The sequence below is a fragment of the Streptomyces sp. NBC_00386 genome (genome assembly GCF_036063235.1).
Classification (GTDB): Bacteria; Actinomycetota; Actinomycetes; order Streptomycetales; family Streptomycetaceae; genus Streptomyces.
The window spans coordinates 904268-927871 of sequence record NZ_CP107950.1 but is presented as its reverse complement, the minus strand read 5'-3'; the positions used below and the strand labels follow the sequence as shown (position 1 = coordinate 927871).

The 23604-nt window shown below is 70.0% G+C and carries 23 protein-coding genes; 11 read left to right on the top strand and 12 right to left on the bottom strand.

All coding sequences use genetic code 11. The features are described 5' to 3' along the window. Positions 1-53 precede the first annotated feature (53 nt). Positions 54-1136, top strand: coding sequence for a DNA polymerase III subunit beta family protein (locus OG780_RS03900; protein ID WP_328444692.1), 1083 nt, complete (start codon positions 54-56; stop codon positions 1134-1136). Between the two features lie 475 nt (positions 1137-1611). Next, a complete protein-coding gene (locus tag OG780_RS03895) occupies positions 1612-2496 on the top strand; it encodes a lamin tail domain-containing protein (protein WP_328444690.1) in 885 nt (294 codons plus the stop codon). A gap of 186 nt (positions 2497-2682) precedes the next feature. On the opposite strand, the gene OG780_RS03890 is transcribed toward OG780_RS03895, so the two are convergent. The 5 genes from OG780_RS03890 to OG780_RS03870 all read right to left on the bottom strand — a co-directional run bounded on the left by OG780_RS03890 (position 2683) and on the right by OG780_RS03870 (position 8469). Next, positions 2683-3705, bottom strand: coding sequence for an ABC transporter permease (locus OG780_RS03890; RefSeq protein WP_328444688.1), 1023 nt, complete (start codon positions 3703-3705; stop codon positions 2683-2685). After that, positions 3702-4664 (bottom strand): ABC transporter permease, encoded by a 963-nt coding sequence (locus tag OG780_RS03885; RefSeq protein ID WP_328444686.1) that lies wholly within the window; start codon positions 4662-4664, stop codon positions 3702-3704. The genes OG780_RS03890 and OG780_RS03885 overlap by 4 nt, the downstream gene beginning before the upstream one ends. Further along, entirely contained in the window at positions 4657-6210 is a 1554-nt protein-coding gene (locus OG780_RS03880) for a sugar ABC transporter ATP-binding protein (protein WP_328444684.1), read from the bottom strand. The genes OG780_RS03885 and OG780_RS03880 overlap by 8 nt, the downstream gene beginning before the upstream one ends. Before the next feature lies 1 nt (position 6211). Then, a complete protein-coding gene (locus OG780_RS03875) occupies positions 6212-7312 on the bottom strand; it encodes an ABC transporter substrate-binding protein (protein WP_328444682.1) in 1101 nt (366 codons plus the stop codon). Between the two features lie 143 nt (positions 7313-7455). Then, the gene (locus tag OG780_RS03870; RefSeq protein ID WP_328444680.1) at positions 7456-8469 is read right to left on the bottom strand and encodes a LacI family DNA-binding transcriptional regulator; all 1014 of its coding nucleotides are present in this window, start codon (positions 8467-8469) and stop codon (positions 7456-7458) included. Positions 8470-8628: 159 nt separating this feature from the next. Here OG780_RS03870 and OG780_RS03865 point away from each other — a divergent pair, with 159 nt between their 5' ends. Both OG780_RS03865 and OG780_RS03860 read left to right on the top strand, forming a co-directional pair. Then, positions 8629-11232: a PA14 domain-containing protein gene (locus OG780_RS03865; protein WP_328444675.1), complete on the top strand. Its 2604-nt coding sequence runs from the start codon at positions 8629-8631 to the stop codon at positions 11230-11232. A 238-nt stretch (positions 11233-11470) separates the two neighbouring features. Then, entirely contained in the window at positions 11471-12661 is a 1191-nt protein-coding gene (locus tag OG780_RS03860) for an MFS transporter (RefSeq protein WP_328444672.1), read from the top strand. A 72-nt stretch (positions 12662-12733) separates the two neighbouring features. Here the strand turns inward: OG780_RS03860 and OG780_RS03855 are convergent, their stop codons facing one another. Beyond that, positions 12734-13183: a hypothetical protein gene (locus OG780_RS03855; protein WP_328444670.1), complete on the bottom strand. Its 450-nt coding sequence runs from the start codon at positions 13181-13183 to the stop codon at positions 12734-12736. A 56-nt stretch (positions 13184-13239) separates the two neighbouring features. Continuing rightward, positions 13240-13842 (bottom strand): hypothetical protein, encoded by a 603-nt coding sequence (locus OG780_RS03850; RefSeq protein WP_328444668.1) that lies wholly within the window; start codon positions 13840-13842, stop codon positions 13240-13242. Positions 13843-14088: 246 nt separating this feature from the next. Here OG780_RS03850 and OG780_RS03845 point away from each other — a divergent pair, with 246 nt between their 5' ends. Both OG780_RS03845 and OG780_RS03840 read left to right on the top strand, forming a co-directional pair. Beyond that, on the top strand, positions 14089-14616 hold the full coding sequence (locus OG780_RS03845; RefSeq protein ID WP_328444666.1) for an SMI1/KNR4 family protein: 528 nt from the start codon (positions 14089-14091) through the stop codon (positions 14614-14616). A 193-nt stretch (positions 14617-14809) separates the two neighbouring features. Beyond that, complete coding sequence (locus OG780_RS03840) at positions 14810-15106, top strand: hypothetical protein (protein WP_328444664.1); 297 nt, start codon at positions 14810-14812, stop codon at positions 15104-15106. Between the two features lie 119 nt (positions 15107-15225). On the opposite strand, the gene OG780_RS03835 is transcribed toward OG780_RS03840, so the two are convergent. Beyond that, positions 15226-15753 (bottom strand): MarR family winged helix-turn-helix transcriptional regulator, encoded by a 528-nt coding sequence (locus OG780_RS03835; protein ID WP_443062097.1) that lies wholly within the window; start codon positions 15751-15753, stop codon positions 15226-15228. 96 nt (positions 15754-15849) lie between these two features. Here OG780_RS03835 and OG780_RS03830 point away from each other — a divergent pair, with 96 nt between their 5' ends. Continuing rightward, on the top strand, positions 15850-16212 hold the full coding sequence (locus OG780_RS03830) for an HGxxPAAW family protein (RefSeq protein WP_328444662.1): 363 nt from the start codon (positions 15850-15852) through the stop codon (positions 16210-16212). A gap of 152 nt (positions 16213-16364) precedes the next feature. Then, a complete protein-coding gene (locus OG780_RS03825; RefSeq protein WP_328457865.1) occupies positions 16365-17105 on the top strand; it encodes a vWA domain-containing protein in 741 nt (246 codons plus the stop codon). Positions 17106-17207: 102 nt separating this feature from the next. On the opposite strand, the gene OG780_RS03820 is transcribed toward OG780_RS03825, so the two are convergent. Continuing rightward, positions 17208-18299: a PP2C family protein-serine/threonine phosphatase gene (locus tag OG780_RS03820; RefSeq protein ID WP_328444660.1), complete on the bottom strand. Its 1092-nt coding sequence runs from the start codon at positions 18297-18299 to the stop codon at positions 17208-17210. Between the two features lie 284 nt (positions 18300-18583). Here OG780_RS03820 and OG780_RS03815 point away from each other — a divergent pair, with 284 nt between their 5' ends. Continuing rightward, entirely contained in the window at positions 18584-19360 is a 777-nt protein-coding gene (locus tag OG780_RS03815; protein WP_328444658.1) for a hypothetical protein, read from the top strand. Between the two features lie 46 nt (positions 19361-19406). Here the strand turns inward: OG780_RS03815 and OG780_RS03810 are convergent, their stop codons facing one another. Together OG780_RS03810 and OG780_RS03805 are read right to left on the bottom strand one after the other, a co-directional pair. Beyond that, on the bottom strand, positions 19407-19778 hold the full coding sequence (locus OG780_RS03810) for a VOC family protein (protein ID WP_328444656.1): 372 nt from the start codon (positions 19776-19778) through the stop codon (positions 19407-19409). A gap of 241 nt (positions 19779-20019) precedes the next feature. Continuing rightward, positions 20020-20955 carry an SDR family oxidoreductase gene (locus OG780_RS03805; protein WP_328444654.1) on the bottom strand — a complete coding sequence of 312 codons (936 nt, stop codon included), beginning with the start codon at positions 20953-20955 and terminating at the stop codon, positions 20020-20022. 129 nt (positions 20956-21084) lie between these two features. Between OG780_RS03805 and OG780_RS03800 the strand changes: the two genes are divergently transcribed. Then, on the top strand, positions 21085-21651 hold the full coding sequence (locus tag OG780_RS03800) for a TetR family transcriptional regulator (RefSeq protein ID WP_328444652.1): 567 nt from the start codon (positions 21085-21087) through the stop codon (positions 21649-21651). A 172-nt stretch (positions 21652-21823) separates the two neighbouring features. Next, on the top strand, positions 21824-22564 hold the full coding sequence (locus tag OG780_RS03795; protein WP_328444650.1) for a class I SAM-dependent DNA methyltransferase: 741 nt from the start codon (positions 21824-21826) through the stop codon (positions 22562-22564). A gap of 36 nt (positions 22565-22600) precedes the next feature. Here the strand turns inward: OG780_RS03795 and OG780_RS03790 are convergent, their stop codons facing one another. Then, a complete protein-coding gene (locus tag OG780_RS03790) occupies positions 22601-23518 on the bottom strand; it encodes an NADP-dependent oxidoreductase (RefSeq protein ID WP_328444648.1) in 918 nt (305 codons plus the stop codon). Positions 23519-23604: the final 86 nt, after the last annotated feature.

The window sequence follows — 23604 nt, the reverse complement described above, 5'->3', positions numbered from 1 at the left end:
GGGTTGACCCTCGACATGGTCGAGGGCGCAGGGTCGTGGGTGTGGAGAGCGAGATGCGCAGCATTGGCGAGATGGCCCGGGACAGCGGACTGAGCGTGAGCGCCCTGCGGTTCTACGACCGTGGTGGGGTGCTGGTGCCCGCCTGGGTGGATCCGGTGAGCGGCTACCGCTGGTACGGCCCCGGGCAGCTGGACGAGGCGCGGTTGCTGGCGCGGTTGCGCCGGGCCGCCATGCCGTTGGCGGACATCCGCCTGGTGCTCGCGGGCTGGTCCAGCGCGGACACCGATCTGGTGCGCAAGCTGCTGGAGGCGCATGTGCGTCGCCTCGAGGCGGGTCTGGCCGATGCCCGCGACGAGTTCTCCACGCTCCGAGCACTTCTCGAAAGCAGGGAGAAACCCATGACACCGCCCCGTACCGCCGTCGTCCGTCTGTCCGTCGCCGCGCCGGAACTCGCCGGCGCGCTGGACGCGGTCCGCTTCGCCGTCGGCCGGGACCCCGAGCTGCCGATGCTCGCCGGTGTCCTGTTCGACATCGAGGGCGAGACACTCGACGTCGTGGCCACGGACCGGTACCGGATGGCCGTCGCGCGGGCGGGCACCAGCGGGCATGCCGACACCCGTGTGCAGATCATCGTTCCGACTCCGCTCGTGGACGCGATGCGGGCCTTGCTGGGCGGCGAGGAGCCGGTCCGGCTCGCCGTCGACGGTGACCGCGTGACGCTGGAGAGCGGGGACGGGCAGACGGCCGGCCCTTGCCTCGACCACGACTTCCCCGACTATCGCCGTCTCGTCCGAACGCCGGACGGTCACCGGGCCCTGGTCGATGCGGGGACCTTCCGCGAAGCGGTGGAGACCGGCCCCGTCGTGACGAGCGAAGCGAGCGGACCGGGTGGGACCCCCGCCGACCTCACCCTGCTCAAGGTGACGGGCGACGGAACGGTGACCATCGGCGAAGACCGTTGGAGCGATCAGAATCACGTCGCCGTCAACCGTGAGTACCTGCTGAGCGCGCTCGCCGCGGCGGCCCGCGACCAACTGGCCCTGGAGATCGGCGCTCCCACCGCGCCCATCGCGATCCGACGGCCCGACGACGAGCACACGTTCTCGATACTGATGCCGGTCCGTCTGGAGGACTGAGCGCGGGGACGGCCCCGCGCGCGGCGAAGGCCGACACCACGTGGATGAACGGCAAGGCGCACCGGGGAACGCCTTTGCGCCGGGCCGGAGTGTCGTGCCGCGGGGATGCGACACGTTGCTCCGTGCCCGGATCGGAACGGAGGGGTGTTACTCACTTTTGGGTGACCTGTGGGTGACCTGTGCTGACGGACGGCATGGCCTGATACGCCCTAGTTGTTATCTGTGTAAGGGAGTTGGCGATGACAGTCCATCACTTTTCAGCTTTCCGTAGTTAAAGGCCATATACAGACGCGTGTAACTGATATGTCCGCAATTGGTAACAGGCGCCGGGTGTCACCCGTCCTGGGTGGGGATGTGCAGCAACTTATGAATCCTCGGCCACCGGGCCGGGACTCGCACAGGGTCGCACCGTGCGGGTTCCCCGAGAGGGGCGCCCGCACGGGGTGTGCCGGCTCTCGAACCTTGAGGAGCATTCATGTCCGTTTCCACGTCTGTCACTGCCCGCCGCGTGGCGGCCGCGGTCATCGCGGCCGGCGCGCTGGTCGGCTCGGCGTCCGTGTCGGCCTCGGCCGCCGAGCCGCGCTTCGACCGCTCACACGTCGCCATCAGCAGGGTCCAGAGCGACGCGCCGGGCTTTGACGACCGCTCCGCGCGTTCTCTGAACGCGGAGTGGGTGGAAATCACCAACTCCGGTCGCCACGGGGTGAACCTGAACGGGTGGACGCTGTCGGACGAGGACGGCAACCGCTACAACTTCAGGCACTTCACCCTGGCCGGCCGTTCCACCGTCCGTGTCCACACCGGCTACGGCCGTGACACCAGCCGTGACCTCTTCCAGGACCGCCGCAACGAGGTCTGGGACAACCGTTCCGACGAAGCCACGCTGCGGACCGCCCGCGGCCGCTTCGTCGACAGCGTCTCCTGGGACCGGTACTACGACCGCAACCACGGCCGTGACGACCACCGCGGCCACGGCCGTGACGACCACCGCGGGCACGGCGACCACCGTGGCCACGGCGACAACTGGGGTCACGGCGGCAACTGGGGTCACGGTGACAACCGAGGCCACGGCGACAACCGTGGGCACGGCGACCACCGAGGTCACGGCGACAACCACGGCCACGGTGACAACCGCGGTCACGGTGACAACCGTGGGCACGGCGACCACCGGGGCCAGCAGGGTCAGCAGGGTCCGCGCCAGGGTCAGCAGGGACAGGGCCCTCGCCAGGGCCAGCAGGGTCAGCAGGGACAGGGTCCGCGCCAGGGCCAGCAGGGCCAGCAGGGCCAGCAGGGTCAGCAGGGACAGGGTCCTCGCCAGGGTCAGCAGGGCCAGGGGATGCCCCACCTTCTCGGTCACTGAACAGCGACCGCAGGCTCACCCACCCGGGGTGTACGCGGGTGGCATCCGGTCAGAACGTGGAGATGACCGGCTGTAGTCCGGGCCCGGTCGGACCCGACGAGGCACGAACCCGCAGGACGGCATCACCACAGAGGACCCGCACCGACCGGTGCGGGTCCTCTGTTTCCGCACCGGTCGGCGCGGCCCTCACAGCACCCGGCGTCTGCGTCCGAGCCAGGTCTGGGCGATGACGACGACGGCGAGGAAGGCACCGCTGACGACCTGTTGGTAGGCGGAGTCCAGGGAGCCGATCTGGTTGATGACGTTCTGGATGACCTTCAGGAGCAGCACTCCGACGACTGAGCCGCTGATGAAACCGAACCCGCCGGTGAGCAGGGTGCCGCCGATGACGACGGCGGAGATCGCCTCCAGCTCCATGCCCGAGCCCAGGATCGTGACGCCGGACGCGAGCCAGGCCGCGTTGAGCGCTCCGGCGAGTCCCGCGCACAGCCCGGACAGCGTGTAGACGGAGATCTTCGTACGGGCCACGGGGGCGCCCATCAGCGCCGCGGCGTCCTCGTTCCCGCCGACCGCGTACACGTACTGCCCGAACCGGGTGCGCCGCAGGACCACCGCACCGAGTACGAACAGTGCGACGGTGATCCACACGGGCAGGCCGACGCCGAGCAGCGAGCCTTGTCCGAGTTCCGCGAAGAACGACCCCTTGTCCACGAGATACGTCTTCGAGCCCTCGTCGGTGACGGAGAGCAGAATGCCCCGGGCGCCCAGCATCGAGGCCAGCGTGACGATGAACGGAGCGAGGCGCGAACGGGCGATCAGCAGTCCGTTGACGAGGCCGATCAGTCCGCAGACGGCCAGGGGAAGCAGCAGCGCGACGACCGCTCCGTACCGCGATCCCCATGCCGCGAGCACGCCGCCGAGCGCGAACAGCGAGCCCACCGACAGATCGATGCCGCCGGTGATGATGACGAAGGTCATGCCGAGCGCGACCACGGCGAGGAACGCCGAGGAGAGCGCCATGTTCTCCAGGTTGTCGCCGGTCAGGAAGGTGTCGAAGCTGAGGGACGCCGCGGTCATCGCGACGATCAGCGTGACCAGCGCGCCGTGCTGCTGGGCGAGGGCGCTGAGCCGTTCGGAGCGGCCGGCGCCGGTCGGTTCCTCCTCGGCCGTGTTCTTCGCGCGCACCGGAATGTCCACGTCGGTCGTCATCGCTTTCCTCGTTCCCGGGCCGCGTAGACGGCGAGGACGATCACCACGGCCTGGGCGATCTGGGTCCACGACGGCGGCAGATCGTGCTTGATGAGCGTGGTGGTGAGCAACTGGATGAGGACGGCGCCGGCGACCGTGCCGCCGATCCGGATACGGCCACCGCTCAGCGGTGTCCCGCCGACCACGACGGCGGTGATGGCGGACAGTTCCATCAGGTTGCCGAGCGAGGACGGGTCGCTCGCGGTGAGGCGGGCGGTGGCCAGGACGCCCGCGACGGCCGCGAGGACGCCCGAGCACACGTACACGAGGATGAGGACGCGGCGTACCGGCAGTCCGGCGAGCCGGGCCGCGGGGCGGCTGTCCCCGATGGCGAGGAGGCTGCGGCCGAAGGTCGTGCGGCGTACGACGAAGCCGACGAGCAGGGCGAGGGCCGCGGCGATCAGTACGACGTACGGGACGCCCAGGACGTCGCCGGAGCCGAGTTCCGCCATGGCCGGGTCGTGGATGTCCTTGAGCTGGGGGAGGAGCACCAGGGCCAGCCCGCGCCCGGCGACCATCAGGGCGAGTGTCGCCACGATCGGCTGGACGCCGACGAACGCGATGAGCGATCCGTTCGCGACCCCCACCACGGCACCGCCCACGAGCGCGATCAGGACGGCGACCCCGGGTCCGTAGCCGAGATAGAGGGACAGGAGCGAGGTGGACAGGGCCATCACCGAGCCCACCGCCAGGTCGACGCCTTCGCTGCCGATCGCCAGTGCCATGCCGAGCGCCACGATGAGGACCGGGGCGACCTGGACCGCCTGGGTGCGGAAGTTCTCCGTGGACAGGAAGTGCGGGGTGAAGACGGTGTTCACCAGGAAGAGGACCACGACGCCCAGGTAGACGCCGTACTCCTGGAGCAGGGCCAGCAGACGGTCGCGGTCGGCGGTGATCCGGCCGAGGGTCAGGTCAGTCATCGTGGCCTCCCGGTCCGGTGCCCTTGTCGGTGGCCGCGGCTGTGACGGCGGGTGCGGCGGCGATCGCGCGCATCAGCCGGTCCTCGGTCACGGCGTCGCCCGTCAGTTCCTCCACGACCGCGCCGTCCTTGAGGACGATCACCCGGTCGCTGCCCTCGATCAGTTCCTCGGGGTCGGAGGAGATGAGCAGGACGCCCAGCCCGTCGCCGGCCAGTTCGTCGATCAGTTTCTGCACCTCCGCCTTGGCACCGACGTCGATGCCCCGGGTCGGCTCGTCGAGAAGCAGGACCTTGGGCTGCATGGCCAGCCAGCGGGCCAGCAGCACCTTCTGCTGGTTGCCGCCGGACAGTTCGCCCACCTTCTGGTGGGGGCTCGCGGCCTTGATCCGCAGCCGCTTCATGAACGTCTCCACGATCCGGTCGATGCGTGCCTCGTCGACCAGACCGAAGCGTGAGAGCCCCGGCAGCGCGGCGAGCGCGATGTTCTCCCGGACCGAGAGGCCCGGCACGATCCCCTCGGCCTTGCGGTCCTCGGGCAGCAGGCTGATGCCGGCCCGGATCGCGGCGGGCGTCGATCCCGTGCGTACGCGCACGCCCGCCACCACGACCCGCCCGGAGTCGGTGGGGAGCGCGCCGGCGATGGCCTTGGCGGTCTCGGTACGCCCCGAACCGAGCAGCCCGCCGAGTCCCACCACCTCACCGGGGCGTACGGAGACGGACACGCCGTGCAGCTGGTGACGTACGGTCAGTTCCCTTGCGTCCAGGACGGGTTCGGCATCGGTGTCGTGACCGCCCGAGAACTTGGTCAGGCCCTCCTGCCGTACGTCCGCGATCTCCCGCCCCAGCATCAGCCCCACGAGCCTGAGCCGGTCGAGTTCGGCGATCCGGCCCGTGTGGACGACCTTTCCGTCGCGCAGCACGGTGACCGCGTCGCAGATCTCGTACAACTCGTCGAGCCGGTGGCTGACGTAGATCACCGCGATGCCCCGCTCACGCAGCATCCGGATCACCCCGAACAGGGTCCGCACCTCGCGCGGTTCGAGCGAGGAGGTCGGTTCGTCCATGACGACCACCCGGGCGTCGACCGAGACGGCTCGGGCGAGAGCCACCATCTGCTGTGCACCGACGCCCAGTTCACGCAGTGGCCGGCGTACGTCGACCCGCAGGCCCAGGTCGCGCAGTGCCTCCTCGGCCTGCCGGTGCATGCTCCGGAAGTCGATCAGGCCGAGGCGGCCGCGGGGTTCACGGCCGAGGAAGAGGTTGCGGGCCACGCTCATCAGCGGGACCAGGTTGACCTCCTGGTAGATGGTGGAGATTCCCGCGTGCTGCGCCTGGAGCGGGGTGGCGAAGCGGACCGGGGCGCCGTCGTACGTCACCTCGCCCTCGTCGGGCTGGTAGACGCCGGTGAGAACCTTGATGAGGGTCGACTTGCCCGCGCCGTTCTCACCGATGAGGGCGTGCACCTCCCCGGCGCGGGCCGTGAAGTCCACGAGGGACAGGGCCTTCACGCCGGGGAAGGTCTTCGACAGGCCGGTCACTGACAACATGTCAGAAAGCCTTGCCCAGGTCGGCCTTGGCGTTGTCCTTGGTGTACGCGCTGTCCTGGATGACGATGTCCTGGGAGACCTTCTCGCCCTTGGTGAAGGTGTCCAGGGTCTGGAAGGCGAGCGGACCGAAGCGCGGGTTGGACTCGATGACCCCGTCGATCCAGCCGTCGACGATGCCCTGGACTGCGTTGCGGGTGCCGTCGATCGTCACGATCTTCACCGCGCCGGGCTGCTTGCCGGCCCCCTTGAGGGCGTTCACCGCGCCGAGGCCCATCTCGTCGTTCTCGGCGTAGATCCCGGTGATGCCGGGCTTGGACTGGATGAGGTTCTCGGTGACCGACTGGCCCTTCTCCCGGGCGAATTCACCGGTCTGCTTGAAGACGATCTTGAGGCCGGGGGCCTTCTCCTTGATGCGGTCCTCGAAGCCCTGGGTGCGTTCGGTCGTCACGTTGTTGCCGGCGGCGCCGAGCAGGATGGCGATCTCGCCCTTGCCGCCGGTCGATTCGATCATCTGGTCCGCGGCCCGCTTGCCCTGCTCCACGAAGTCGGAGCCGATGAAGCTCACATAGTCCTTGCAGGCGGTGGCGTTGATCTTGCGGTCGATGGTGATGATCGGGATGTGCTTGGCGGACGCCGAGCGCAGGACCGGTTCCCAGCCGTCGGAGTTGAGCGGCGCGATCACGAGGAGGTCGGCGCCCTTGGCGATGAGGTCCTGGACGTCGCTGATCTGCTTGGAGAACTGCGACTGGGCGTTGGCCGTCAGCAGTTTCACGCCCAGCTTGTCCGCCTCGGCCTTGATCGACGCGGTCTCGGCGATCCGGAAGGGGTTGGCCTCCTTCTCGGACTGGGAGAAGCCGACGGTGGCCGACTTCAGGTCGGTCTTCTTGGCGCCGTAGGCGTCGATGGCGCAGGTCGGTCCCGAACCCGAGGACGGTGAGGCGACGACCTGCCCCTGGTCGCCCTGGCTCGCGGAGCTCTTGTCCTTGCCTGCGGTGTCGTCCTCGGACTTCGCGCATCCGGAGACGAGCGCGAGGCTCGTGATGAGGCCGGTGGCGAGGAGGGTCCTGGCGGAGGTGCGGTGACGTGGTGCGAGCGGCTTCATGGAGTCCCCAAACGACGCGGCCCCGGCGCTGAGAGCGCTCCCGGGGAAGATCGGCTCTTGCGGTCAACTCGGTGTACTCGTCTTTCCGGGGAGGTTTTTACATCGTTGGAAGAGACCTGTAAACCCCTCCGTCCGAAATCCCGTCAGCGCCGCCCCAGCGTGCTCTCGCGCTCAACCAGCTTGAAATCAGCGGTCAGTTCACGTCCGCCGGGTTCGGTCCGGCCCGACAGGCTCCGCAGCAGGGAGGCCACCGCCATCCGCGCGATGGCCTGCTTGTCCGGCGAGATCGTCGTCAGGGTCACCGCCCCGAACCGCCCCTCCTCGATGTCGTCGAAACCCACCACCGCCACGTCCCACGGCACCCGCAGACCCCGTTCGTGCAGCACCCGCATCGCACCGATCGCGACCAGGTCGTTGTACGCGAAGACGGCGTCCGGACGCACCCCGGAGTCCAGCAGCCAGGCCATCGCCCGCGCGCCCTCGTCGCGGTCCCAGCCACCGACCGGAACCACGAGCTCGTCGGGCGCCGGCACCCCGGCCTCCGTCAACTCCGCGCGCCAGCCGGCCAGTCGCAGATGCGCGGGCCGGTTGGCCGAATCCGTGCGGGCCCCCAGGTAGGCGATCCGCGAGCGTCCGCGGCTCAGCAGATGGCGTACCGCACTGCGCGCCGCCGACACGTTGTCGATCGCGATGTGGTCGTAGGGCAGTTCGTACTGCCGCTCGCCGAGCAGCACGAGAGGTACGTCGTCGGTGCGGGAGCGCAGGTCCTCGTCCTCGAGCTCCAGCGGACTGAGGATCAGACCGTCGATGACATTGGCCCGGAAACCCTGGCTCACCAGTACTTCCTGCTCCCGGTCGCCGCGCGTGTGGTCCAGCAGGACGGTGAACTCGTGCTCGGCGGCGGCGTCGATGACGGCTCCCGCCAGCTCCGCGAAGTACGGGTTGCCCAGCTCGGGGACGGCGAGGGCGATGATGCCCGTGCGTCCCTTGCGCAGGTGGCGTGCCGTGAGGTTCGGCCGGTAGCCCAGCTCGTCGATGGCCTCCTGGACCCGGGCCCGCATGGCCGGGGTGACGTGCGGATAGTTGTTCACGACGTTCGAAACCGTCTTGATCGAGACGCCGGCGTGCTCCGCGACGTCCTTCAGGCTGACCCGCAAGGGATCTCCTCTTCATCGATGTGCGCCTCTGTCACCTGGGCGTTTGTCATGAGCCTGGACAGAGACCGGGACCCGTGCTGTGATGCCCACTCCCGCTACTTCCAACGTTGTACAGACTGAAGCAACGAGCCGCCACCCTTCCTCAGCCAAGGAGGATCCGTGCGCATCAGCAGACTCCGACCCCAACTGGCCATCCTGGTCGTCGCGTTACTCGGCCTGACGGGCCTCACGGGAGCCCCGGCCGCCACAGCGGCCGACGACCCCGTGGAAGTCCACGGTCTGAAGGGCGAGTACTACACCCAGTCCGCCCCCGGCGCCTTCGACTTCCACGAGCTCAAAGCCACCGGATTGGACACCAACCTCGACTTCGACAACCTGGAGCCCCGGCTCGCCTTCGCCACCGGACGGTCGGACGACGTCAACGTCCGCTGGACCGGCCGGATCGTCCCCGAGAAGACCGGCCCGCACACGTTCTCGATCATCGGGGACAACGGCTTCAGGCTGTGGGTCGACGGACACCTCGCCATCGACCACTGGGTCGACGACTGGGACCGCGAACAGACCGCCCAGCCCATCGACCTGACCGCCGGACAGGCCTACGACATCAAGGTCGAGTACTTCGAGCACTTCGGCGGCTCCAACCTCCATCTGCGCTGGACCCCGCCCGGCGGCACCAGGACGGCCGTCCCGCAGTCGGCCCTCCGGCTGCCCGACGGATACGCCTACGACGGCGCCATCGCGACCACGGTCCAGGGCGACGGCCGCAGTCTGCGCCTCGACTTCGCCCAGCCGCTCACCGCACCCCCGGCGGGTCTCACCGACCACGTCGAGGCCGTCATCGGCGGCGCCAAGTGGCCGCTGACCACAGCGGAACTGGACCCCGCCGACCCCAAGTCCCTGATCGTCGGCCTGAAGGAACCCGTCGTCGGCAACAAGACCGGCACGGCCAAGGGCACCGCCGACCTGCGCTACGACGGCAAGGGCGGCCTGTCCGGGACGAACGGCAACGTTGTCAGCACCTTCTGGAGCAGCGGACCCAACCACTCCACCCATGAGCTGCGGACGAAGTGGGCCGACGAGGTGGAGGCGGGCAAGGCCCGCACCGAGTACCCCCGGCCCCAGCTCACCCGGGCCGACTGGCGCGACCTGAACGGCTCCTGGCAGTTCGCCCCCGCCAAGGCCGGCGAACAGCCCCCGGTCGGGAAGAAGCTCGCCGAGAAGATCCGCGTGCCCTACCCGGTGGAGTCCCAGCTCTCCGGCATCGAACGGCACGAGGACCGCATGTGGTACCGCCGGACCTTCACCGTCCCGTCCGACTGGAAGGTCGGCTCCGGCAAGCGCCTCCAGCTCAACTTCGGCGCCGTCGACTGGCGGGCCGAGGTCTATGTCAACGGCACCAAGGTCGCCGAACACCAGGGCGGCTACGACAAGTTCAGCGCCGACATCACCGCCGCGCTGAAGCCCGGCCGCACCCAGGAACTGATCGTCGGCGTCTACGACCCGACCGACGCGCAGGGCGGCGAGAACCCGCCGGTCGGCAAGCAGCGTCTGGACCCCAGCGGCATCTGGTACACCCCGTCCTCCGGGATCTGGCAGACGGTGTGGATGGAGCCCGTGGCTACCGACCACGTCGACTCCCTCAAGCTGACGCCCGACGTCGCGAACAGCCGGCTCACCGTCGAGCCGAAGGGCGTGCGGGACGGAGTGCCGGTCACCGCGACCGCGTACGCCGGACACCGCAAGGTCGCCACCGTCAAGGGCCGTACCGGGCAGCCGCTCGTCCTGAAGATCACCGACCCGCACCTGTGGTCACCCGACGACCCCTTCCTCTACGACCTGAAGGTCAGCGTCGGTGCCGACCGCGTCGGAAGCTACTTCGGCATGAGGTCCATCGCCGTGGAACAGGTGAACGGAACCCCGCGCACCGTCCTCAACGGCGAACCCGTCTTCATGATGGCCACCCTCGACCAGGGCTTCTGGCCCGACGGCCTGCACACCGCGCCGACCGACGAGGCCCTGGCGTACGACCTGAAGATGCACAAGGAGATGGGCTTCAACGCGGTCCGCAAACACATCAAGGTGGAACCCGACCGCTGGTTCTACTGGGCCGACCGCCTCGGCCTGATGGTCTGGCAGGACATGCCCGCCATGACCGCGGGCGTCGACCCGAGCGCCGCGTCCCGCGCCGAGTACGAGCGCGAGATGAAGCAGATGATCGACGAGCACATCAGTAGTCCGTCGATCGTCATGTGGGTGACCTTCAACGAGGGCTGGGGCCAGTACGACGAGGCCCGTATCGCCGACCAGGCCAAGGCCTGGGACCCGACCCGCCTCGTCAACTCCATGTCGGGCATCAACCTCGGCGTGGACGGCGGCACCGGCGACATCATCGACGAACACGGCTACCCGAGCCCCGCGCTGCCACCGAACCCGGACGGGAAACGGGCCCTGGTCAGCGGCGAGTACGGCGGTCTCGGACTCGCGGTGCCCGGACACGCCTGGTCCGTCCAGCAGTCCTACGTCGACGTCGACCCCTCGGCGTACACCGACGACTACCTGGCCCGCCTCGCCGAGGTGCACAAGCTCGCCTGCAAGGGCGGCAACGGCGCCGTCTACACCCAGATCTCGGACGTGGAAGGAGAACTGAACGGCCTGATCACCTACGACCGCACGGTGGTCAAGCCCGACGTGGCCCGGCTGAAGGCCGCCCACGACGCGCTGATCCACGACGCGTCACAGGCCACACCGGCCGGCTGCTCCTGACGACGAGGCGCCCGGCGCACGCCTCCCCGTCGCTCCGTACGCGCCTCGCACCGGCCCCCTGACGGGTCGTCGGCGCGGTCCGCCCTCCCGCCGAGGAGGGCGGACCGCGCACAGCCGCACCGCTCACCCACGAGGAACGGGCATCCGGAAACGCGCGTACCGCTCCACGGCCTCCGCCGGTTCCGTCCGGCGGCACGTCGGGCCGGATCGCGGCGGCCACGACGCTACTGTCGGCGCCATGGACGGTGATCGCCGAGGGTGGCGCCAGTGTTTGCTCAGCGGGGCGGTGTTCGCCGTCTGCATGGCCGGCACGACGCTGCCGACCCCCCTCTACGGCCTCTACCAGGAGAAGTTCGGCTTCTCCGAGCTGACCGTCACCGTCGTGTACGCCGTGTACGCCTTCGGGGTCATGGGCGTGCTGCTGCTCGCGGGCAACGCCTCGGACACGGTGGGCCGGCGTCCGGTGCTCCTGTGGGGCCTCGGCTTCGCGGCGGCGAGCGCCGTCTGTTTCCTGGGCGCCACCGGTCTGGGCTGGCTGTACGTGGGGCGGCTGATGTCGGGCCTGTCCGCGGGCCTGTTCACCGGGGCCGCCACCGCCTACGTGATGGAGCTGGCGCCGCCGGGCGGCGCCGCCCGGGCCACCTTCGTCGCGACGGCCGCCAACATGGGCGGACTCGGCTGCGGTCCGCTGCTCGCGGGCCTTCTCGCGCAGTACGCCCCCTGGCCGCTGTACCTGCCGTTCGCCGTCCACCTCGCCCTGGTGGTGCTCTCGGCCGCCGTGTTGCTGCGGCTTCCGGAGACCGTACGCGAACGCCGGCCACTGAGCACCGTACGACCGCAACGGCCCGGCCTGCCCCCACAGGTGCGGCCGGTGTTCGCGCCGCCCGCGATCGCCGCGTTCGTGGGGTTCGCCCTGTTCGGGGTGTTCACCTCCGTCAGCCCCGCGTTCCTCGCCGAGTCCCTGGACGTGACCAACCACGCGGTGAGCGGACTGGTCGTCGCGCTCGCCTTCTTCGCCTCGACCGCCGGGCAGCTCGCCGTCGGTAGGGTCGGAGCGGGACGGTCCCTGCCCCTGGGGTGCGCCGCGCTCCTCGGCGGTCTCGCACTGCTCGCGGGCGCGCTCCGATGGGACCTCCTGGTCCTGGTGGTGCTGAGCGCGATCGTCGGCGGAGCCGGTCAGGGCCTCGCATTCCGCGGCGCCCTGACCACCGTCGCCCAGGCCTCTCCCGAGCATCAGCGCGCGGCGGTGATCTCCACCCTGTTCGTGGTCGCCTACGCGGGCATCTCGGTGCCGGTGATCGGGGTCGGCGTACTGGTGGGCCCGATCGGCCTGGAGGGCGCCGGGCTCGTCTTCATCGCCTGCATGGCGGTACTGGTCTCGGTCGCGGGCGTGTATCTGCTCAGGCGGCCGGTTTCGGTGGAGTCGTAGGTCTTGACGTTCCGCCCCAGGCACGCCGGGTCCCACGGCGGACCGATGGCGTGACGGCACCGATGTGTTGACTCACCCCTGGAGTTTCATGCCCTTGGGTGATGTGAGGCCCTTGTCGGGGTGGGCGCGGAAGGTCGCTGTCCAGGCGGTGGGCCCACAGGATGTGCCGTTGGGGTGCTGGTCGGTCAGCCTGGCCCGGGTGGTGTCCTCGACGACCGTGGCACCGTTCTTCGCCGACGTCACGGTGAGTCGCACCGGCAGGGTGGACGCGCCGACGCCGTCGGGGAGTCGGACGGACAGCGAGAGGAACGGGTCGTCGGGACTGCCCGAACTCCGCTCCTCGCAGCGGCTGTCCACACACAGCATGATCTTCGCCGCGTCCTGGCCGCCGAAGTCGGCGGGCCGCCACACGGCGGAGACCCCCGAGTCCGCGTCGGCCAGGGTGCACGGTGTGTCCCGGCCGAGGAGCGAGCATCCGGCGAGAGCCGCCGCCAGCAGCGGTATGAGAAGGGTGCGGCGCATGCCAGTGCCGTCTCGCGTCATGTCCGCTCCGACCAAGATCCGTTGAGGGACGGACTCTAGTACGGACCCCCGCGGAAGGACAGGCTGCCGTGGTGGCGTGGGCGGTCGCCGCGTTCGTGGGCAGCGTCGGAACGGTCCGCGGGGGCCGACCGGCCCGCCAGGACACGGAGGGCCGCCAGGCCGGCCGGCACCTCGTCACGATGCCCGGCGGACTTCGTCCAGGCCGGCAGCCGGGCGAACGTCGCCCTCGTCTGTGAGGCACGACGCTCGCGCAGCCGGGCGCCCACGAACGCGGCGAGGACGTCGACGTGTTCCACGTCGTAGGCCCACAGAATGCGTCCGGCACAGCGGGTCCGAAGCCAGAGCGGCCGCCGGAAGAAGGGGTCCTCCGTGCCGCCGGGCACCGCGCCGACCAGGGCGGTGTCCCGCTGCTCGGCCGACCGGCCGGCGACGGCGCCGCAGCCGGAGCACGTGAGGCGGCGGGGCCGGAAGAGCAGGTCGCTGAAGTACTTCTGCGCCCCGATGCCGGGCAGCGGAACGACGAGCGCGCGGCCGCCGCGCTTCGGGCAGACCACGAGGATCCGGCCGGTGAACCGGACGAGCCATGTCCCGTGGTCGCGGTGACGGACCGGATTGGGCTGTACAGGCTCGGAGTTCATGACGGACACCCTGCCGGGCCGGATCCGTCCCCGGCGACCGAGATACGGCGCGAGACCGACACGCGAGGCCGGCAAGCCCGTACCGCGCCGAGGCCGAGAAAACCCGCACCCTGAGGCCGTGAGGCTCGCACCACTGAGGCCGAGAAGCCCGTAGTCCTGCCTCCACCCGCTGCTGCCTCCGCACCGGGTGTGCCGCTCGCGAACCGCGGTCGCTCCTCGAGACGCCGGCCGTGGCACCCTGTTCGGGTGACGCAGACCGAAGACCGCCAGTTCCCCGCCGCCCTCGCCGCCGCCCTGGCGGTCCGGTTCGACTACGACGGCGGTGACGGTGTCGACTTCGAACCTTTCGCGGCCTTCCTGTCCGCCGACGAGGCAACCGACTGGTTCCGGGCGTGGACCGGCAACGGCGAGCTGAACGGCGACGACCTGCGTGTGTTCGGTCAGGACGGCACCGGCGGATACGCCGCGTTCTGGCTGGCCCGTCACGGCGCGCCACTGGCCGAGCAGCCTGTCGTCTTCCTGGGTTCGGAGGGGGAGACCGGTGTCGTCGCCGGCAACCTGGGTGCTTTCCTGTGGCTGTTGGCCGACGGCTTCGGCCCCTGGGAGGCGGCCACCTCCTACGAACCCGACTGGGTTCCCCGCCCCCACCGTGAACTGACGGCCATCGCCCGGCGATTCGCACCGGACCACCGCGCACCGGCCCGTTCCGTGATCGAACAGGCCACACGAGAGTTCCCCGGCTTCGACGACACCATCATGGAGCTCTGCCGCTAACGGCGTACCCTCCCACCTGCGGTGATCATTGGGTGGGCGCTTCCCTGTCCGTGGTGTGCACGTGTCCGCCACATCCTGCGCGAGCCGGTACGGTCGGCCGCCCGCGGGGGCGGCCCCGAACCATGAACGTCCACGCGGCACAGGCAAGTTGCGGATTTCACGGGTGCCCAGGCAACTGATTATGATCTTGGCCATGTCTGTGCAGAACTCGAACTCCGACAGAGCCCTGTCGCGCAAGCAGCGCCTTCAGGAGAAGCAGCGCCGTCAGTTGGCGGTGGTCGACACCGTGGACAAGGCCGAGGCCAAGGTCCGCAAGGCCGAGGTCGAGGTGGCCATGGCTGTCGCCGAGGCGGTGCAGGTGTTCGGCGGCATACAGGAGGCGTCCGAGGGGCTGGACATGCCGATCCAGACGGTCCAGCGGTTCCTCGGCATGGCACAGGACGAAGTGGCAAGTGCCGACAACGTCGTGGAGCTCGTCGGCGGATCCTGACCCGGCGCTGACGGCGGGCCCTCGCGGGAGAGCGGGGGCCCGCTCTGCTTTGAGGGCGGCCTGTAGAAGACCTCTTGGGCCGGGCCGCATCCCGCGGCCCTTCGCAGCGCGCGGGATCGTCACCCTCGACGAGACGGAGCCTCGTCGGCCGGCGGAGACGTGGATACTCCCTCCCGGATTTCGTGCAGCGCCTCGTCGAACATGGTGCGGGCGCGGGTGAACCAGTCCGCCAGCACGGCGATCTCATCAGGCCCGTAGTCACCGAAGAGGGACGCCAGGCGCTGATAGACGGGGCCGTAGATCGCGAGAATGCGTTCCTGAGCGGTCTCCTCCATGACCACGTACACGCGGCGGCGGTCGCCCGGGTCCGCGGTGCGCCGGATGTAGCCCGTCTTCTCCAGGCGGTTGAGCACTCCCGTGACCGCTCCCGTGGTCAGTCTGGCCCGTTCCGCGAGATCGCCCGCGACCAGTGACTCACCGGCCATGGACGCCTCCATGAGAAAGCCCAGGCAGGTGAGGTCCGTGACGTTCAGGCCCATCCGGCGGGCGATGTCCTGCTGTCCGAACTGGGCGGTGGCGATCATCCGGTCCATGGCGTAGAGAGCCTGGTCCGCCGTGGCGGCCGGGCGCTCCTTGTGATCACTCACGAGTCCTCTTAGTATCTAAGATAATTAGCTCGCGAGATAAGAGATCTCGCGATGTAGTCAGCCCTACCATTTTCACAGCTCTCAAGGAGCGAGATCTTGTTCATCCACGGTGACGACGACCACGACCTGGGCCACACCGTTGCCGGCTGGAGCGGTGCGGGCATCGCGGCGCTGGGATCCGGTCTGTGCGGACTCGCGATGGTCACGGGGTCGGGGCTTCTCGCGCTTGCGGGAGCGGCGGTGCTGGCCCTGGCCCTGCCGGCCACGTGGGCGCTTCACCTGGCGGGCTGGGGCAAACCGAGCGGCCCGCGCCCGGTCGCCCAGTGGGACTGGCGCGTCAGGGATGTCGCCGCCCGCGACGGCCACAGCGACTGTCTCGGCTGCCGCCTCGCGGGGCGCCAGACGCCTCGCCCGCACGTCGCGGAGCGACCCGCGGAGACGGCCGTCGCCGACGCCTGAACGGGGCAGGTGCCTGGGTTTTCGCTACGGCGCGTCGAGCTTTCAGTACGACCCGGCTGCGGCGCCGATTCCACCGCGTTGTCCAACTCTGCCTCGTGGTACCGCCTCAACCGCAAGGATGAGGGACGTTGCGCGACACGGAAGTGGTGACCATGGGCAGGGCACAGAACGACGCCCCGGCAATCAGTCTGTCCAAGATGCAGGCGCAGGCCCCGGATCTGGTGAGTCTGTACAAGGCGGCCGGATCCAGCGTGCGCGCGCACGGTCTCGAGGGGGTGCGTGCTGCCGTGTATCTCGTACTGGACCGCTCTGGTTCGATGCGGCCCTACTACAAGGACGGCACCATGCAGCATCTCGGTGAGCAGGTCCTCTCCTTGTCCGCCCACCTCGATGACGACGGCACGGTGCCGGTGGTGTTCTTCTCCACCGACGTCGACGGATCCACCGATCTCAGGCTCGGAGGGCATCGTGGCCGCATCGACAAGCTGCACGCGAACCTCGGTCACATGGGACGGACGAACTACCACTGGGCGATGGACGATGTCATCGACCACTACCTGGCTTCCGGCAGCGACGCTCCTGCCCTGGTGATCTTCCAGACCGATGGCGGCCCCACGAGCAGGTTCGCCGCCGAGAAATACCTGTGCAAAGCTGCGCGCTTGCCGCTGTTCTGGCAGTTCATCGGGTTCGGCGACCCCGATGACAACGAGTTCGCCTTTCTCCGCCGCCTCGACAACCTGGCAGTGCCCGGACACCGAGTCGTCGACAACGCGGGCTTCTTCCACGCCGGCCGTGATCCGCGCAAGGTGCGCGACGATCTGCTCTACGACCGGCTTCTGCAGGAGTTCCCCAGCTGGCTTTCGTCGGCCCGCACCGCCCGGGTTCTGCAGTGAGCGCTCCCGTGGCCGGGTCACTTCGAGCGGCGAGGCGCGACCAGAACGCTGACCGGCGGGGGAGCCGCCTGAGCGCTGTCCTGGACTCTTCCGCGAGCTGCGTCACGCGGTGTCGGATGCATGGGTGATCGCCAGCAGAGCCAAGTCGTCGGCCCTGCGGCCGCCGGTGTGTTTGTGGACGTCGGACAGCAGGGCGTCGAGGAAGGCGTCCGGACGGGCGTGCCGAAGCCGGTCGAACCTGCCGAGGGGGTCGTAGAAGTCGCCCTTCGAGTTCCGGGCCTCGGTGAGTCCGTCGGTGTACAGGAGCAGAGTGGCGCCCTGCGGGAACGCCACCGTGTCGACGCGCTCCGGGCCGGTGGCCAGCGCGGTCAGGCCCAGGGGCAAGGCCGGCCGGCTGGGTTCGACGTACCGCACGGCGTCCGGAAGGACCAGCATGGGTGCGGGGTGGCCGCGGTTGATCATGCGGACCTCGTTGCCGTGCCGGGGAAACTCCGCCACCACGCACGTGATGAACCCTTCGAGTTCGGTCGCACCCCCGTACTGCTGGATCTCGAGGGCGACGGCTCGCTCCAGCCGTTCCACGAGCGCGGTGAGGCCGGGTTCTTGCAGGGCCGCCTCACGGAAGGTGCCGATGCTGCCCGCGACCGCCCTGACCGCCTTCAACCCCTTGCCGCGCACATCGCCGATCACACACCGCACGCCGAACGGCGTCTCGACCACCGCGTAGAGATCTCCGCCGATCTGCGCATCCGTCTGCGCGGCCTGATAGCGAGCGGCGAACCGCAGGGGGCCGCTCGCTTCCGGCGGGTCCCGCAGGACGGCCCGCTGGACGGCGGCGGCGATGTCACGCGCCGACCGCAGTTGGGTGTGCAAGTGATACAGAAGGCGATTGAGGAAGACCGCGATCACGGCCACCGTCGCGACCATGGAGAGTTCGCTGAACTCGGTCGCGGTTCCGTGGAAGCCGAAGTACCCGAACATGGCCAGGTCGAGGAGGAACGCCGCCGCCCCGGTGACGACGGTCCCGCTCAGGGACAGCAGGGCAGCGGACGTCAGGATCGCGGCCGCGTAGAGAGCGGCGGCGCTGACCGTGGGCGGCGTGACGAAGTCGATCACCACGGCCGCGAGGAGCAGGACCGCCGGCAGCAGGCGCCTCCACTTTCCCAGCCGCTGCCACACATCCAGCCCGGCCACGCGCTGCTCCAGACGTCGACTGATCTCCCGGTCCGCTCAGGCTATGGTCCGCCCGCCCGCCCGCCCCGCCGCCGCATCGCACCTCGGCTCGCACGCGACGCCATGGCTATGACCCGAACGCCGCACACCGGGGGACACACCGCGGGCGGTCCCGAAGCGGGTCCTGCCGGCGCGAGCCCTTAGCACGCGGGCTGCGGTCCGCCCGGCAACTCCCGATTTCGTGTCCCTCGGCGTCCCGACTGGCTGAATAATTCGGCACCCGGTACAGACGAAGAGGGGATCCGGTGGCTCGTCGCACCAACACGTCCTGCCTGGGCATGGCAGTCAAGGGCTATCTGCTGCTGAACCTGTGGGTCGCCGTCGGCTACGCCCTGGCCCTGCCGGTCACCCTGCCCGACCTGATGGCGTCTCAGGATCCACCCCTGCACGTGCAGGGTCCGGTGCAGTACGCGGTCGTCTACGGCATACCCGTCGCCGCCGCCGTGGGCGTGGCCTTGTTCGCGAGCCGACGACGTCCCGTCGCCCGATGGGTCGTCGGCGCTCGCGCGGCAGGGGTGCTCGTCCTCGGCCAGATCGCCGCCCACTGGGCCGCGGCCCGGTTCGACGCGCCCGAGTGGAGTGCGCGCGCGATGGCGCAGTGCGGTGCCGCCGGTCTCACCGCGTACCTGTGCCTGGTGGTAGTGCGCCGGTGGGACAACCGCGGTCTCCCCTCGGGAAGCCGCCGCCCTGGTCCGGGCGAGATCTGGCACGCGGCGGTTCCGTTCCGGGACACCGAGGGCGGCAAGGAACGCTACTGCGTGGTCATGCGGAACCGTCCCCACTACGCGGAAGTCCTCAAGATCACCAGCCAGAACAAGGACCACCGCCACGACCACATCCGAATGCCCAGCGACGGCTGGGACCTCACCTCGGGCAAGGACCACTGGGTCGAGATCGGCCTTCAGCCGCTCAGAGTTCCCTACCAGGATTTCACCGACGGCCGCCCCAAGGGCCGTTGCCCCCGATCGGTCTGGCGGCGGTTGCAGGCCCAGCACCCGACACCCACGGCGTCCCTGGCGTGAGGGCCGGCGCCGCCGCGGACAGTGTTCGCCCGTCACGACGCCGGCCCTAACCGACGAGGGTCGCCTTCGGGCGTACCACGCAGAACTCGTTCCCCTCCGGATCGGTCAGCACGGTCCACGACTCCTCGCCGCTCTGCCCCACGTCCGCCCTGCGCGCCCCGAGCGCGAGGACGCGCTCGATCTCCGCCTCCCGGTCCTCCGCCTGTGAGGTCAGATCGAGGTGCAGACGGTTCTTGACGACCTTCCGGTCCGTGACCGGCATGAAACAGATGCCCACAGGCGCCGTCTCATTCGGCCCGATCACGACCTCCCGCTCCCGCTCGGAGAGGATCCGCCAGCCCAGCACCGCGGCCCAGAACCGCGCCAGTGAGGGGAGGTCGTGCGCGTCGATGACGATGTGATGCAAGGAAAGGGGCATATTCGCTAATGTGCCCTGGCGTCAGCATCGGCACACCGGCAGCATCGTGACACCGGCCCACCGGCCCACCGGCCCACCGGCCCACCGGCCCACCGGCCCACCGGCCCACCGGCCCACCGGCCCACCGGCCCGGCGTCCGGCGTCCGGCGTCCGGCGTCCGGCGTTGCGTGAGCCGACGGCACGACCGGCGGTCCCGGTCCTGGTGTCCCGGTGTCCGGAGCCGGCCGTGGCGGGCGCGGCTCTACTGCCCGCCGGCCCGGAAGTAGTGACCCTTGTCGAGGTCCTCGATCAGGCCCGGCTCGGTCGGGTGCCAGTCCAGCAGGTCGCGGGTCCGCTCGCTGGAGGCCGGGCTGTCGAGGCCGAGGAATCCCGACAGCCACGTGAAGTGCTCGGCCGCTTCCTCGGCGGGGACGGAGCGGGTGGGTACGTCGAGGTGACGGCCGATGACCTCGGCGACCGAACGGATCGGAACGCCGTCCTCGGCGCTCGCGTGGAGGACCGATCCCGCCGGTGCGCCTTCCAGGGCGAGGCGGAAGAGGCGGGCGGCGTCGCCGCGGTGCGTGGCCGGCCAGCGCTGGGTGCCGTCGCCGATGTACCCGGCGACGCCCTTGTCGCGGGCGATGCCGATCAGGGCCGCCATGAATCCGTTGTCACCCTCGCCGTGCACGGTCGGGGGGAGCCGTACGACGGACGAGCGGATGTTCCGGTCGGCGAGGGCGAGGGCCACGTGGGCGGTGCCCATACGGGTGCGCGGGCCGCCCGGCAGATGTGCGGACTGATCGTCCGGCGTCCGTCCGTCCGCTTCCGTGCTCGGGCGGCCCGGGGCCAGTCCGATCAGCCCCGACGCGATGAGCAGCGGTCGCCCGGAACCCGCGAGTGACTCGCCGAAGAGCTCGACGGTGCGGCGGTCCGCGTCGGCGGCGTCCTGGAAACCGCCGGAGAACGCGAGGTCGTGCTTGAACGCGAGGTGGATCACGCCGTCCGACGCCTCGGAGGCCTCGCGCAGGACGTCGAGGTCGTCGAGGGTGCCGGACACCGTGTCCGCCCCGGCCTTCTTCAGGGCCGCGGCCGAGGCGTCCGAGCGGGCGAGCCCGACAACCTGGTGCCCCGCGCCGATGAGCTCGGGGACGAGTGCGGAGCCGATCCATCCGGATGCCCCGGTGACGAAAACGCGCATGAGAAAGCCTCCAGCCTGGGGTGGCCGTCCGCGCACCCAGGGCACGCAGGAGGCCACCATGCGATGTCAGTGACTGTCATCAAACGTAGCACTCGATGTCAGTGACTGTCATCGAGTACGATGCCGGGTATGGGTCGATGGGAGCCGGACGCGCGCGGCCGCCTGGCACGGGCGGCACTGGAGCTCTACGTCGAGCGCGGCTTCGACCGCACCTCGGTGGCGGAGATCGCCGAACGGGCGGGGCTGACGGAGCGGACGTTCTTCCGGCACTACGCGGACAAGCGCGAGGTGCTGTTCGCGGGTTCGGGCGAGCTGAACGACGTGCTCGCGCGTGCCGTCGCGCAGGCTCCCGAGTCCGCCACCCCGATGGATGCCGTGGCGGCGGCCCTGGAAGGTGCCGCGGCCGTGCTGGAGGCGCGCCAGGAGCACGCTCGGCAGCGGCAGTCCGTCATCGACGCCAACTCCGACCTTCAGGAACGCGAGCTGATCAAACTCGCGTCGATGTCCGCGACGCTCGCGGACGCCTTGCGGCTGCGTGGTGTCGACGAGGCCTCCGCGGGCCTTGCCGCGGAGGTGGGGATCGCCGTCTTCAAGTTCGCTTTCCGGCGCTGGGTCGAGCGGACCGAGGACAAGGAACTGGTCCGGTTCATACGGGAGTCACTGGCCGGCCTGAGGGCAGTCACCGCGGACGCGTGACGCCCTCGCCCGGGACTTTTCGAAGTCGGTCCCGGGGACGGGCAGTTCAGTCCTGTTCCGACGGGACCGCCACCTCACGCCGCGTGCGTGCCGGGAAGGGCCGTGGGCCCGCGGCCGTGAACGCCGCACAATTGGCGCGCGCCGCGAAGAGTTCCCGGAGTACGGTCGGGCGATGGATGAACCGGATGGATACTTCGGTGGGCGAGTCGCGGCAGCCTACGACGAGTCGTCAGGGGACATGTTCGAGCCCGGCGTCATCGACGCGACGTCCGACTTCCTGGCGGGCCTGGCCGCCGGTGGCCGGGCCCTTGAACTGGGTATCGGGACGGGACGCGTCGCGTTGCCGCTGGCGCGACGGGGAGTCCCGGTCCACGGCATCGACCTGTCGCGGGCGATGGTCGCCCGGCTGCGTGCCAAGCCGGACGGGGACGCGATCGACGTCACGATCGGTGACTTCGCGACGACGAAGGTGGACGGGACGTTCTCCGTCGCCTACCTGGTCTTCAACACGATCATGAACCTCACGACGCAGGCGGAGCAGGTGGCGTGCTTCCGCAACACGGCGGCCCACCTGGAGCCCGGGGGCTGCTTCGTCATCGAGGTGGTGATCCCCGAACTGCGCAGACTCCCGCCGGGTCAGAACGTCGTGCCCTTCCAGGTGAGCCCCACACGATGGGCGTTCGACATCTACGACGTTGCCACCCAGGCGACGAGTTCGAACTACATCGAGGTCGTGGACGGCCGCGGCGAGTACCGGTCGATCCCCTTCAGGTATGTGTGGCCGTCGGAACTCGACCTGATGGCCCAGCTCGCCGGCCTGCGACTGCGCGAGCGATGGGACGGCTGGACGCGGGACCCCTTCACGAGCGAGAGCCGTCAGCATGTCTCGGTCTGGGAGAAGCCCGCCGGCTGACCGCGAACAGGCCGGGCGGGACCGAGGGGCGTGTCCTCAGGGCCGGAGCACGATCTTGCCGTGGGTCTGCCGTAGTTCCAGCTCGCGGAACGCGTCCCGGACCCGCTCCAGTGGGTACGTACGGGCGATCGGCACCTCCAGTTCTCCGCGCGCCGCGAGCCGGGCCAGTTCGCCGACCACCACCGCACAGGCCGCCGCGCCCTCGCCGTACGTGTGCGCGCCGACCCGGGCCGCCGCCTCCCAGTCGCGGATCGTGTTGATCCGCTCGGACCGCACGCCCAACTCCACGGCCAGATCCACGTAGCCGTCGCCGAACGTGTCGATGAACGCGTCGACCGTCCCGCCCGAAGCCTGCCGGATCCGTTCGGTCGCGCCCTCGCCGTAGTGGACCGGAACGACCCCCTGCTCCTTCAGCCAGGCGTGGTTCCGCTCACTGGCCAGCCCGATCACCGTGGCACCGCGCCGCCGCGCGAGCTGCACGGCGAGTGATCCGACGCCGCCGGCCGCACCGGACACCACGACGGTGTCGGTCGGACCGGGGTCGACCGCGAACACGGAGGCGTACGCGGTCGTGCCGGCCACGTACAACGAGCCGGCAACCTCCCAGGAGAGCCCCTTCGGACGCGAGGCCAGCTTCACGTCCTCCACCACGACGAACTCCGCGTGGCTCGCCCTGTTGTGCGTGAAGCCCAGGACCTCGTCGCCCACCGCGAAGCCGCGCACCTGCGGACCGGCCTCCACCACGACACCGGCCAGATCGCTTCCCTGCCCGGAGGGAAAGGCCGCCGGCCAGCGTCCGTGCCGCGCTCCCTCGCGGATCATCGCCTCGCCGGGCTGGATCCCGGCCGCGCGGACCTCGACGAGGACCTCCCCGGGTCCGGGTGTCGGACGTTCCACTTCCTCCACCCGCAGCACGTCGATCCCGCCGTACTCGTGGAACCGGACCGCCTTCATCCTGTGATCACCGCTCTTCCTCGTTCGGGCGAAACGGGGGCGCCGGAGCCCCGGAAGGACCGCGCGGCGACCACGCCTTCGGAGTC